Annotated in this window: 8 protein-coding genes; 1 reads left to right on the top strand and 7 read right to left on the bottom strand. The window is 46.8% G+C overall.

Features of this window, described 5'->3' with window-relative positions:
• Window positions 1-5 precede the first annotated feature (5 nt).
• Complete coding sequence (locus tag ABIO93_RS01605; RefSeq protein WP_348063713.1) at window positions 6-1784, top strand: response regulator; 1779 nt, start codon at window positions 6-8, stop codon at window positions 1782-1784.
• A gap of 40 nt (window positions 1785-1824) precedes the next feature.
• Here ABIO93_RS01605 and ABIO93_RS01600 read toward each other — a convergent pair whose 3' ends face one another.
• The 7 genes from ABIO93_RS01600 to ABIO93_RS01570 form a co-directional block, all read right to left on the bottom strand.
• Window positions 1825-3375: a right-handed parallel beta-helix repeat-containing protein gene (locus ABIO93_RS01600; protein ID WP_348063711.1), complete on the bottom strand. Its 1551-nt coding sequence runs from the start codon at window positions 3373-3375 to the stop codon at window positions 1825-1827.
• 20 nt (window positions 3376-3395) lie between these two features.
• Window positions 3396-4472 (bottom strand): hypothetical protein, encoded by a 1077-nt coding sequence (locus ABIO93_RS01595; RefSeq protein ID WP_348063709.1) that lies wholly within the window; start codon window positions 4470-4472, stop codon window positions 3396-3398.
• A gap of 59 nt (window positions 4473-4531) precedes the next feature.
• Window positions 4532-4954: a hypothetical protein gene (locus ABIO93_RS01590; protein ID WP_348063707.1), complete on the bottom strand. Its 423-nt coding sequence runs from the start codon at window positions 4952-4954 to the stop codon at window positions 4532-4534.
• A 107-nt stretch (window positions 4955-5061) separates the two neighbouring features.
• Window positions 5062-7506 carry a hypothetical protein gene (locus tag ABIO93_RS01585; protein WP_348063705.1) on the bottom strand — a complete coding sequence of 815 codons (2445 nt, stop codon included), beginning with the start codon at window positions 7504-7506 and terminating at the stop codon, window positions 5062-5064.
• An 86-nt stretch (window positions 7507-7592) separates the two neighbouring features.
• Complete coding sequence (locus ABIO93_RS01580; RefSeq protein ID WP_348063703.1) at window positions 7593-9047, bottom strand: RagB/SusD family nutrient uptake outer membrane protein; 1455 nt, start codon at window positions 9045-9047, stop codon at window positions 7593-7595.
• A 69-nt stretch (window positions 9048-9116) separates the two neighbouring features.
• Window positions 9117-12635, bottom strand: coding sequence for a TonB-dependent receptor (locus ABIO93_RS01575; protein ID WP_348063701.1), 3519 nt, complete (start codon window positions 12633-12635; stop codon window positions 9117-9119).
• A gap of 181 nt (window positions 12636-12816) precedes the next feature.
• On the bottom strand, window positions 12817-13860 hold the full coding sequence (locus ABIO93_RS01570) for a FecR domain-containing protein (protein ID WP_348063699.1): 1044 nt from the start codon (window positions 13858-13860) through the stop codon (window positions 12817-12819).
• Between the last annotated feature and the right edge of the window lie 159 nt (window positions 13861-14019).

Below are 14019 nucleotides of genomic sequence, written 5' to 3'. Positions count from 1 at the left end.
CGGCAGTGGCAACAAATAATTTCTACCCTCAAATAAAAGATGACCCACATGGCTTGCAGAGTCTTTGGGAGCAAGAATTCGAAGAAAAAGCCTTATGGGGAAACAGGATATTCTGTTTCACCTTTTTAGTTTGCTATCCGCTAACCTCCATCCTTTACTACCTTAACGGCAACCCCAACTATCATTCCATTTTTCTGATCCAGGTTACCTGTAGTGCCCTGGTAGGGTTGATTATTTTTCTGCATTTCAAAGGGAGGATCAATAGTCAGAATGCTTCTTTTTTCAGCCGGATTTTGTTGATTATTTTTCATGGTTTTATTCTGGCCCGTTTTGAAACCCTTTACTACTACGACCTAAGCATCAATCTGACCCTGCAACTGGTATTTTCGATCTGGGTGCTGCGCTGGAAGTTTAGCTACGCCCTGACCAGTTCGGTCACTACGGTCCTATTTTTCTCACTCGCGCTTTATGTCAATGGAGGCGATGTGCTAATCCGGTTTTTGAAGGAGGGAGGTTTCTTCTATTTTCTGGGACAATGCGTTTTCCCGTTGGTTTTGCAAATGCGATATAACAAGCAGTACCGGGAGTTTATCTATTTCCAAAGCTTGCAAAAGCAAAATAAAGAACTGGAAAAGCAAAACCAATTGGCGAAAGAGGCAATGCAGGCCAAATCCGACTTCCTGTCTACGATGAGCCATGAGATCAGGACCCCACTGAATGGGATCGTAGGAATTGTCCATTTAATGCTACAAGAAGAGCTACGGACTGATTTCCAGAAAGAATTGGTCGGGACTTTAAAGTTTTCATCAGATCATCTGATGGCGGTCGTCAATGATGTTCTTGATTTCAATAAAATCAATTCCAATCATGTCAAGCTTGCAAGGGAACCGTTTAACCTTTCCATTTTTCTCAAAAACCTTGAAAAAACGTTTGTTCCGCGTGCTCACGAAAAGAAACTGGATTTGATCTTTGAAATTGATTCGTCCTTGCCTGTCCATTTGACCGGCGATCAGGTGCGGCTGAACCAGATCATCACCAATTTGATTCACAATGCTGTAAAATTTACGGAACAGGGTTTTGTGAAGCTGGCGGTCAGGGAACTCGAAAGGGATGAAAGCAAGATAGCGTTACAGTTTGAAATCAGCGATTCAGGAATCGGCATTCCATTGGAAGATCAATCTTCGATTTTCGAGATTTTTGTACAAAGCAGTATAGAAGCCAACCGTGGCAATCGTGGAACGGGACTTGGCCTGGCGATAACAAAAGAACTCTTAAGACTTTTCGGAACTGAAATAAAATTAGAAAGTGAGCAGGGCGTTGGATCACGTTTTTCCTTTTGTATTCAATTCGCTTATTCCGATCAGCAACCCGTAGAGGAAAAGCCTGTGGGTGTGAAAATTACTTTACCAGAAGCAAGGGTCTTGGTGGTGGACGACAACGATGTTAATTTAATGTTTGTCACGAATTTGCTTAAAAAAGTGGGTTTGCAATGCGATAATGCCAAAAATGGCTGTGAAGCGGTCGAAAGATTCAATAACAACCATTACGACCTGATATTGATGGATCTTAAAATGCCCGTTATGAATGGCTTTGAAGCTACCCACATCATTCGGGCCCAGGGCTCCCAGGTACCGGTAATCGCGCTAACAGCTTCCGCGTTTACAGACGAGCGTGACAAGGCATTGTCAAATGGTTTTTCGCAATACCTGGTTAAGCCTTTCCTTCCAGAGGAATTTTACGACACGATTTTTACTTTTCTTAAAACTGAGGAGCAGCGTCAATAAACTGGCAACTCACATACATTTCCTGCCCAAAAATCGCCTTTCAGATTCCACCTGTCCCCTTCGTTCCGACAGAAGAAGCAGGTGGTGGCGTTGGCAAAGCGTTGCCACTGTTTGCCTGATCTGCGCCAACATCCGGAACATTGCCCCTTGTCGCCCCATCATAATCCTTCTCCACCAGACTGCCCAGTGATTTCCCTTTTCCAATGCATGGACTGTCACCTGATAAATGGTATTGGGTGTTTAGTTTAGGATCTGCATTCGTACTGTTTGCATCAAAACCGGATTTCGATTTCCAGTTTGCGAAACTTTCAAATTCTTCATAATCATCCTCATTTTGATCCACGCGATACAAAAGAGTCCCAGGGCGGAAGTAAAAATTGTTGCCAATATCGTTGGTTCCGCCGGGTTTTATGCGAAGTCTGGCCATATTGCCTTTTGCCGAGGCCGATTGTATGAAAATGTTGTTTGCAATTTTCAAATCTTTGCAGACCGGATGCCTGTCGCCGCCCGGTGTGCCGTAAATTTCACCTCTCGCTATCATGAGCGCTGAACTGCCTTCGTCGCTGGCTGCATTGACGATCGTATTGTTGTAAACCTGCGCGCCGATGGCAGCATACAACCCAACGCCCTCCCGCTTGGTATTGACCACGATGTTATTGCTGATAATGATGTTAATGCTTTCGTAGTAATTCGGATTCGTAGTCGTGTTGAACCACTCGCTGTCCGTGTCGAGGTAGCCGGCAATTAATCCTCCCTCGCCGCAGTTCATAATGAGGTTTTGTTCAAAAATACAGTCTTTGGCACCTCCTTTGGCATAAAGCGCATTGGTGGCAATGTCGTGGAAATAACAGTTTTTCACAATCATACGGTCTGCATTCACATTATCAATCCCCTCGGCGTTATGCGCTTCAATGTTCGCTAGCCCCACTCCTGATTTGTAAATCTCACAATTAAGGATCTGAATATCCTTGCAGCCGGGTGTGATTTTAATGCAGTCGCGACCAGTGTCATGAATCTTGCAATTCAGTATTTTGACGTCGGATATACCCTTTTTGCTCGCATAGGGAACATTCCGGTCGTCATCCCAGTCACTTTCCAGCTTAATGCCATAATAGTAGCCGCCCACAATTTCCAGATTTTCAAGCGTTACTTTTGAAGTTCCCGGCTCGCGGAACCAGATGCAGCTGGCTATGTCTTCGATATTTGTTACTGCTTTTATCACCGCCCATTCGCCTGGATAGGAATGTATGTGAATGTTCGAAGTCCGGAACCTGATCTCCTGGCTTTCATAGGTTCCGCCACGCAGAATAATCTCAATACCTTTTTCAGGATCAGCATTGTCGGCGACTTTTTGAATGGTTTTGAAAGGTTTGTTTTCGCTTCCGTCGTTGCTATCATTACCCGACGGAGAAACGTAGATTTTACCACTCAGCCTCTCCGGGTTTTCATGATCCGGGGTTTCACAGCTGGCTGGGGCGTCGGGGCACCCGCAGTTAGTAGGATTCGCAGTACATTCATCTGTACTGATTTCTTTTTTAGAGCATTGGGCAAATAACGCCAGCATCAATGCAATTGCGATTTGTTTTCTCATGGCTATTTCGCTGTCAAAGGCTAGTTGCAATCAATGTATTCGTAGGTATACTCACCATTGTACGGCTGTCCTTGAAGAGTACCTGTCAACTTTGCTTTGACTGGTATTCCTTTTGTATTAAACTCATATTGAAAGGTATAGCTTACCAACTCCACATTGGCGCTGCCTTGTATGGAAATCTGTCTAAAATTAATAATGTTGTTTGAAGTATTCCCATATTCGCCTCGTATCGTTTTCTGTTTTGGCCATCCTTTTAAAAATAACTGAGGCGAAGTTTCGATCGGTGCTTTCTGATTGTCGTAATTCTGATCAGCAAAACCGGTTAGTTGACCAGCATTCCAGTACTCAATACGAATGAGCCGATCCTGCGAATCGTATTTGTAAATGGTGACGTCGCTCCCATTTTTGCGCTCAACAATTTTCCCTTCCGCGATCGTGAAATCGTCCTCCTCCGGACCGTTTCCAGCCTGATAGGTAATGCGGCTTAGTCTGCCATTGGAATAGTAATACCTGGAAGCAGAATTTCCGCCCAACGAGGAGTTGTTCAATTCCGTTATTTTGGCCATGCTGCCGCCCGATTCATATTCATATTTCGTGTTTTTGTTATACGTATATGTTTCGGTCTGACCGGTGTCTTTGTAATAACTTTCAAAAATTGTAGTTGAAATTTCCTCCGAAAGCCTGCCGTCCTGGTATTTGAATTGTGAGGTGAGTGAATTATTTTCTGTCCTTTTGGAATCATCTTCGATTGCGCTGCGCTTTTCGCTGGTCACGAACCCGTCAGCGTTATATTCGTAAACACTCGTTGCCAAAGCATTCTTTTCACCACCCCCGATGTACGTGGTCTTTGACTGGTCGATGCTGCGGAACATCTGCCCCTGTGCATTGTATTCGATAGCGGAATTGGTACCGTAGCTTACGTTGCCTCCGCCAGTAGACAGCAGGGAAACTTTCAGAAAGCGGCATGAAGTCTCGGGAGTCGTTTTTGAAGTTTCTTCCTCTTTGGAGCACGAAACCAATGCTACCAAAAGAACTAAAAAAGCATTATGCATTAAAAGTTTTAACGCACATATATATACGTTCTCAGGTTTTTCCATGGTGATTTTCTCTTTTTTGAATTTCGAAAGATGAGTATGGGAGAAATTGGGGTCAGATCTTACGGCAGCTTCTGGTACGTAATCACATCGCCGTATTCGCTTTTCCAGGTCATTTTATTGCCGGAAAAAGTGAGGGCGTAAGTGTTACCTATTCCCTCTTTTCCCCCAACAAATATGCTCGTACCGCTCACTTTCCAAACGTTTTTTGAGTAAAGCCGCTGCTGAATACTGACATATTTTTCATCGCAGCCTGATTCGGATGCATCTAGGCGGTAATTGCCGTCGGATGTGATACGATATATGATTTTGGCAGCGCACGGACGCTGGCTAAGGAGGGCAACGTGAGAGTCGAAAGTTTTTCCCTCATAGGTGGCCAGGTGCGAGATCATTTTCCAATTGCCTACCGGAGTCGACGCCGGGCTTTGTCCGTAAGTAATGCAGGTATTTAAAAGTATCAAAAATAGAAAAGTCGGCCTGTTCATCTTTGGCATTTTGTTTAGTGATTCATTGATTGCCAAAGATAATTTTCACAAAACCCAAACGATACAGCTAATCGCCGAACAGCATTTTAAATAGATGAACAACCGGTTTATTTGATAATGTCTTCCTGTGCGGCTTCGTCGCCTTTTGCAGGACCGTACCATATTCCTCCCCCGAATGTGACTACGAAAACTTTTTCAGGATCACGCGGATCAGGATCTACGCGTTTTCCCCATTTGAAGTTATACCCTTTGATCCTTGCCCAAGAGTTACCCATATCTTCCGACCGGTACGCAGAGCCATTGAATCCGCAGGCGTAGAAAGTCTTGATTCGGGAGTCGTAGGTAATGTCATGTATATGCTGATCCTGCTGCAATATCTGCTTCCAGCTTTTTCCATCGTCGGCTGAGCTAAATATGCCACCGCCGTGATCTGGCAAAAATTTACCCTTTCCTTTTCTTCCCCAGGCAGACAGCATAAGCCGTTGATCATTTTCAGGATCGATCGCCAGGCTGGTTGGGCCGTTGGTTCCGTCGGGTAGCGCCAATTTTGTCCAGGATTCTGCGCCATCCCCAGACCGGTAAATGGCCCCGTCCTCCTCATTGCCGATGCTACCATCTTCACTACGCCGGTTAACAATAAGAAACAATGTACTGTCTTTTTCGCGTTGCATAATCCGCCAGGCAAAAGGCTCTTTACCCACAATTCCTTTATTTTTTTGCTGCCAGCTTCTACCGCCATCATCGGATTTATAAACACCTTTACCAAAAACGCAGACAAACAAAGTCCGGCTTTCCGGTTTGCTCGCGTAGTCGACCAGAATGTGCGTCATGGCCCCTTCGCCTATATCCTTGCTCACAGGTCGCCAGCTTTTGCCAGCATCATCACTCACGAGCACGCCACCCTGGTAATCCTTTACACCATTTTTTCGCCACATTTTCGGGCGCGGCAGATCATGTGTTCCGCTCATAACTGCCCACACACGACCCTTTACCTTCCGGTCAAACTCCATCCAGTACGTGCTGTTTTCCCAGGCTTTCGGTACACCGTTATCCTTCGTTGCACTCAGCCAGCTCTCTCCCCCATCATTGCTTTCCATGAGCCCAATGTCAGTATTGGCAATAAAAAGATGACGCTGATCAAACGGATCGAAAAACACGCCATAGCTCGTTGTCACTTCCAATCCGCGGGAAGTCCAGCCACCGCCTTCCTTGTGTTTTGTAAACACTTGCTCCCAGCTTTTACCTCCGTTATGGGTCTTGACGGTACGCCCGAAATCCGTTGCATAACATACATCCGGGTTTGTTGGTGATACTCCCAATGAAAAAGGATTTTCACCCCAGGTAGGCCCAAAACGTTCGTTGATCCACTCGCTTTCAAAATTTTTGGAGACTATATTTCTGTTTTTTGTCAAATCATCTTTCCAGGTCAGTTTCCAGGTTTTTCCATAGTCTTCGCTTCTGGCAACGCCGATGGAAGTCGTGTCTGCATGTACTTTCAAATTTGCGTAAGAGACGTAAACCACATTAGGATGCCCGGCACTCGTTGCTATACTTCGCCATTCGGGAAGAGTGCTTCCTTTTTGTCCCCATTTAAGAATTCCAGCTTGCCTGTTTTCCCAGGAATCGCCGCCGTTTGCAGTATAGTGAATCCCGCTGTTGTCCGTGGCAGCGTTAAAGTAAGATGTACCGGAAATGCCATACATGATGAATTGTCGGGTTTTCTGATCAAAACCTGCGGTAAACTGGTTGATCTCTTTGACATTATCAGCCAGCCGGTTGATTTTCCAGATTCCATTTTCACGTTTGTAAACCCTGTTTTTTTGGCAGATATAGATCGTCCGATTGTTTGAGGGCGACCGTGGATTGATGAAAATGTTTTTTGTGTTATCCATTAATTCCCGATCCATTTTCCAGCTGGCTCCGCCATCCATTGAAATATAAAAACCCGATTTGCCGTCGATCGAAATGGCGGCGTAGAGTCGCTTTGAATTTGCCGGATCTACCGCGAACGCCAGCACTTTCCGAATGGTACTGTCTTTGGTAACCACTGTTTCATTGGCATGATCTCCTTGCGATACATATCCGCTAACGCTTGACGGAGACGGGTAGAAAAGCGACCAGGTATTCCCACGGTCTGTACTTTTGAACAAAGCAAGGGAGTTGGCATACACCGTATTGGAGTCAAGCGGGTCAAATACATAATAATCTACCGGTGCCCTCAGATTAAACATGCGCCAGGATTTCCCACCATTGTAAGTCGCGAACGATCCGGTCATGTCACAACTTACGAACGCACGGTCCACATTATGCGGACTCACTGCGGGATAAAACATAGCACCTCCCCCACCAAAACCCACAAAACCCCAGGCATCATTTCTCCCGTTCGGGTTTGCTGCGTGCTGTTGTTCAGCCTTATCTGAACCGATTTTCTGCAAGTCTTCCGACGGAACCTGCGGCGGACTGGCCAGGCAAGCTTGGCGACTAAACACAACGATAACTGACAGGACGCTCATGGAAATGGCGAACCTTCGGATATTTTTCAAATACATCATTTCAATGAATGTTACTTCGCTTTCGAAATTGTAAAAAGGAAAAGCCGATCAAATCACAGACCGGCTTTTATCCTAACTTTTCTTGCCTATTCAAATCCTGGATTTTGCCCAATGGCCCTGGCATCCAGTGCCGGGATCGGTAACAGGTAGTCGTTTTCGTCGTACCCCTGGGCATTATCTGGTAAATTAACCTTCTGTAAAATCCGCTTTCTCAGCACATCAAAATAACGGTCATTTTCAAAACAAAGCTCATAGCTTCTTTCGTCAATCACTTTCTGATCAAAATCTAATTTTGACATAGCCAGTGTCGCTTTTGGCTCCTTACCTGTACCCGCATTGGCCCGATCAATGATCATATTCAACCTGTCCACAGCAAGCTGAGTGGGTGCGCCAGCTGCCATGTTTGCGGCTTCTGCGTAAATGAGCAGTATGTCGGCAAACCGGAGCAATTTCATCTCTATGCCCGCATCGCCGCCGCCTACTTGCTGATCATAAGTAAGATTGGGCATGTTGTATTTACCAATATAAGGTACGCCATCAGCAGACTTCGACCAGTTGATCAGAGGTGCGGCAGGATCATAAATATCCGATGTAAAATCAAGCAAAAGATAGTTGTGCTTGCGCGGCTGCTCGGGATAGATATTAGAAGCCCAGTAAATTTTGACCGGGCCGCCGCTCCACCCATCCATTTCCGACGGTGCCCAGGAGTTCCCGGGCATGTACGGTGTTTCGGAGGTAGTATGAAAAGCGAACATAATTTCGGTACTCCGATTGTTCGCCGTTTTGAACACATCGCTGAAAGCAGGCAACAGCTTATACGGCCCTTTCGTAATGACATCATCGGCCATGTCCCGCGCTTTCGCGTAGTAATCCGTCTGGCTGAGCGGAGCAGTTGCGCGGGTGAGATATACCTTCGCCAAATAGCCCTTGGCGACCCACTTGTTGGGTTTTCCAGGAGTGGCTGCATCAAAATCCCCGAGATGGTCCATCGCAAAAGTCAGGTCAGCCTGCAACAAATCGTAGACGGTCGAGATTTCCAGCCGGGATGCTGCTGTAAGCGGCGTCAGCACCACGTCGGGGGTGTCTTCTGTGATGTACGGAATTTTACCATACAACCGCACCAGCGTAAAGTAATTGAATGCCCGTAGAAACCTCCCCTGCGCAACGACACCATCGATCGCCTCCTGCGAATTACCCGCAAGGCTGCCACTTTTGACCGCTTTCAAAACTGCATTGATATTGGCAATGGCCTTGTAGTGCCAGGTCCACAGCTCATTAAAAGAGGTGGAACCAAAATCAAGCGTGGTACCCTCAAACTGTCCGTCCGGGAAAGATGGAATGCCCTGATATCCTCCCCAGGTAAAGAAAAGCGCATTCATTGATCCCGCATAAGCAGCTTCACATTGCGCGGTAGTGGCATAAAAATTCTGTGGTGTGGAAATTCCCTCCGGTACTTCTTCCAGGCTCTGGCAGGAAAATACAGCTACCATCAGAAGTAGCATGACAATAGTTTTGGTCGAATAAAGAATATCTTTTTTCATTTGATGCCGATTATTTATGGGTTGATCATTCCGCCGGTTTTTGTCAATATGCGGCGCTGCTGATGCTGTTTAAAATGTTAGATTGATCCCGAACATGAATGATTTCGCCGTTGGATAGTTGCTCAGATCAATCCCAAGCCCGCCAGCCCCACCTGCATTAAATGAGCTAACTTCCGGGTCATATCCTGTGTATTTGGTCATGGTAAACAGGTTGACAGCGGTCACATAAGTCGCCAGTCTGCTAACGCCTATCTTGCTGATCCATTTTACAGGGATCGTGTAGGACAGCGTTACGTTTTTCATACGCAGATAGGAGCCATCTTCAATCCACCTGCTCGACCGCTGATCTACGCCAATCCCGGCTGTCTGATTCGCGCCGAGATCCAGTGCGTTCCTGTCGCGTGAACTCAGAAATACAGGAACACTGGTATTTTGATGATCATTGGTCCACCGATTTTTCAGGTTGGAACTCAGGCCATTGGATGCATTTTCGGTTTTGATCCGTACGGCGTTGAAAATATCATTGCCGTAGCTACCCTGTATCAAAAACGTAAGGTCGAAATCCCCATAACTGATGCTGTTATTCCAGCCGTAGATGAATTTGGGGGAAGCATTACCGATTACCTCCTGGCCGTCACCGGCGCGGGTAATTTTACCGTCCGCATTTACATCCTTCCATTTGGCTTCTCCGGGCGCCTGTCCCATCGCTTTCGCCGCTTCTTTGTCGGCTTCACTCCATGTACCCAGGTTTACATAGCCGCGCATCTGGTCCACCGACTGGCCTACTTGCAGGTATTTCAAGGAAAAGCCGCTGCCCCAGATCTGGTAGCCTCCGCCTGTACCCGTACGAATGGCCAGGGGCGTATCATCCAGCAGCGCAAGCACTTTGCTCCTGTTGAAGGAAATGTTAAACGAAGTATTCCACCTCAGCTTGCCGGTTAACGGTTTGCCGCCAACGGATATTTCCAGGCCCTTGTTTTGTATCGAGCCCACGTTGGAAAGAATCGTGGTAAACCCGGTATATGCTTCTACTTGTTTGTTAAGTAACAAGTCCGTTGTCAACTTTTTGTAAATGTCCACGGTGGCAAACAATCGCTCATTAAACAACCCGAGATCAAGTCCAATGTTGGTTTGTTCGGTTGTTTCCCATTTCAAATTTGGATTTGCGGCCCGCCCCAGCGCAAAGCCGACATCGGTAGAACTGTTACCATTATACGGATAGTTAAATCCTGAGGCGACCGTTGCCAGTGTCTGGTAAGGCTGAATGGCCTGATTTCCCGTCTTTCCCCAGCTCGCACGCAGTTTAAGATTAGAGATCATCCTGACATTGTCCAGAAACTGCTCCTGCGAAACTCTCCATGCAGCAGCAGCCGAAGGAAAGTAGCCCCATTTGTTATTGGCTCCAAAAACCGACGAGCCATCTGCGCGATAACTGGCCGTGATCATGTATTTTTCATCAAATACATAATTTACCCGGCCAAGATACGAGTTCAAAACCTGCCTGGACTGCGCATTGTATCGCTGATTGATCTGCGACGCGCCACCGAGATCGTTGATGCCGGTGTTGTCACTAAAAAATCCCTGCGCCGATATGAAAGAAGATTTGGACTGTATCAGCTGCTGCTCTGCAACGCCGGTCACCGTCAAAGCATGTTTTTTGTTAAAAATATTACTGTACGTGAGAATGTTGGAATTCTGATAGTACTGGTATTTACTTTCAGCCAGATCTCCCAGACCGCTTACTCCACGGCCCGGTTGCGTTTTCGTACTGTAATAATGCTGCTCGTCGTTAGCATTGATACTGGCAGCTCCTGTAATCCGCAAAGAAAGTCCTTTCAGCAACTTAAAATCGAGGAACGTGCTGATCTCGTTTGTGATATTGTTCTTTTCAGCCTTTGTTTCCAGGGCTGTCGCTACGGGATTCCATACGTCATTGTCTGCGTAAATTTTGGACCCATCAGGCCCGCCCTTCAAGGCCTTGTTGTTATAGTTTCCCGATGCGTCACGAACTGGCGTGATGGGGTCAAATCTGGCAACGGTATTGATGACCTGACCTAAAATATCACCGAACCGGGTTCCTTCGCCCACAGGAGGTACATTTCCTTTGTCCTTGATCACGTGCAGGTTTATTCCTGCATTCATCCAGCTGGTCACTTTAAGATCCAGATTACTCCTCAGATTGTAGCGGTTATATTTTGTATTCACCACAATACCCTGCTGATTCATGTATCCTCCCGAGACGAAATAGCGGATCGTTTCACTGCCTCCACTGACCGACAACTGGTGATTTTGCAGCAAGCCATTGCGGTATATTTCGTTTTGCCAGTCCGTACCACCTTGTGCATCCAGCGTTGCGATCTGCTCGGTGGTGAAAGGGATAATGGGTTGAATGGGTGCACTGATCGTGCCGTTTTGCGTGGCAGCCCAGTCGTTGGATTTACAGGCATAGTCACCTGCATTCATCAGATCAAGCTTATGATTGAGCCTTTGGACACCAATGCTGAAACCGTAGTTAAAAACCGCCTTGCCCGATGCTCCTCTTTTTGTGGTGATCAGTATTACACCATTTGCGCCCCGTGCCCCGTAAATAGCCGTCGCCGAAGCATCCTTCAACACTTCAAGCGACTCAATGTCGTTGGGATTGATCGTACTGATGTTAACTCCCTGAATACCATCCACCACGACCAGCGCATTATTGCCCCCGGTGATCGAGTTACCTCCCCGCACCCGTATTGTTGCATTGCCGCCAGGCGCCCCGTCTGTATTTTGCACCATTACACCAGCCGCGCGCCCCTGTAATGCCTGATCTACGCGCTGAGTGGGCAGGCGGGTTAGTTCGGCGCCTTTTACAGAACTTACGGCCCCCGTCAGGTCTGATTTTTTCTGCGTGCCGTAACCCACTACCATCACTTCTTCCAACGCTTTGGTATCAGTAGCAAGCGAGATGCTGATTTTATTTCTATTGCCAACGACCACTTCCTGCGATAAATACCCCACAAAGGAAAACACCAAAACGTCGGTTTCAGAGGAAACGCTGATGTTATACGTTCCATTAACGCCGGTCGCCGTACCGCGCTGCGTACCTTTAATCAGTACGCTAACCCCTGGCAAGCCTTCGCCTTTTTCATCCGTGACCGAGCCGGTAATGTTAATTTCCGTACGAGTACTCTCAACGGGTGGTTCAATGGAATTAACCGGATCTTCCAAACTGGCCGGCGGCTCAGAAACTGCCCGGTGCAATAGAATGGAACCATCCACAAGCCGGTAGCCAATGTTCATCGGTTTCAGGGTTGTTTCGAGCACAACCGATAATTTTTGATTGATCTGATGCACCGAAAGTTTCCTGTTTGCTCCGATCGCCTTCGAGCTGTAAACGAACTCTACACCAGTTGCTTTTTCGAGCGTATTCACAAATTTGCTTACATCTGTCTGGTCCAGATGAATGGTCACGATCCTTTCCAGCAGGTTTTGGGCATGGGTATCCCGGGCCTGTATGGCGCTCATCAAAAAGATTGCCAGGATAAATTGACAGACGGAATGTTTCATAACAACCCAAAGCCAGGTTTGATAATGTAGACGGTCTTTCATACTTTTGAATGTTGTTAAGTTTTGTTTAGGATTTAGCAAAAAACAGCCCTTGAACACCCTGAAACAGGTGATCTGCGAGATACAGGAAGGGCGGAAAATCGGTACCGGGCCAACGGTACCGATTTCATTTCCGGAAGTCAGATAAAGATCAGCTCATATATTTTAAGGGTTTAGAAATGGGTTACTGGCAGCCTTTCCCCGTGATCAGGATCTTGGTCCCACGTACTTCATAAGTCCCGTTGATCGTACCACAAAGCAATTCCAATTTCGTATACAAGGCCTGACTCGTGAGATTTCCCGTAAAAGGGCAATGGCTCAGAGACTCCTGTTCAAGCTCAATTTCCGTCCCATAAATAATTTCCAGCTGCCGAATGACGTCTTCAATGGGGGTCTCGTTAAATATCAGAGATACCGGTACTTTCTCATCCGCCGAAACTTTGATCGGCTGCGGATCTTCGGCGATACTGGTAACAAACTGCTCATTATCAGGAAAATAAGTAGCTTTCTGATTGGGCGTTAAGATCACACCTGTGCTTGGGCTCACATTCGTAAGTACGCTCGCTGCCTGACGATAGACGGTTACTTTACCACTCTGAACCGTCACCTGAATGGGTTGGCCAGGGTCGGCTGCACGAATCTGAAAGGTCGTACCCAGCACCTTTGTGATGATATCACCGGAATAAACCAGAAAAGGCCGCGAAGGGTCCCGATGGACATTGAAACTGGCTTCGCCCAATAATCTTACATCCCTGTTTTTTTGATTAAATGCTTTATGAACCGCCAACTGCGCTTTCGGTTCCAATGTCACCACACTCCCATCGGAAAGCTTCACTTCCATGGGCTTGGAGGTTTCGTTGCGGTACGCTGTCCAGTCCGTCCGCTCCACCTGGGCGATCAGTGACTGTTGCCCTGACAGGCCCATCCGATTCCAGTTCAGCCCTACTGCGACCGCTATCATCGCCGCTATTCCGCAAGACACGAGCGCGACCTTCCGCCACAAAGGCGTTACCTGATAGGCCAAATCCCCATCCGTTTCTGGTGCCAGAGGCTGAACCTTACGCCACAGTTTCTGTTCCATAGCAAGCCACTGCTCCTCCGAAAGAGGAATTTCCACCGGCTCCCCCAGCAACTCATACCATTGTTCCACCAGCTGATTTTCTTCCGGTGTACTTTGACTGGCCTGGTAGCGGGTTAACAATTCAATGAGGGCAGATCGGTTCATCATGTGGCAGTGCAAGGCGTTCATCTATATAGTAGAAAAAAGCAGGCAATGCCGTAAAATAAATTTTCATTTATTTGATTAATCAAATAAATGCCCACAAATGGGACAAATATTCTTGAAATAATTAAATTAAATATCCCTCGATGGCTTAAAAAACTTTAA

Origin of the sequence: Dyadobacter sp. (assembly GCF_039919315.1) — a bacterium.
Classification (GTDB): Bacteria; Bacteroidota; Bacteroidia; order Cytophagales; family Spirosomataceae; genus Dyadobacter.
Note: the sequence above shows the minus strand (reverse complement) of the source record. Positions and strands in the feature narration are given on the sequence as shown.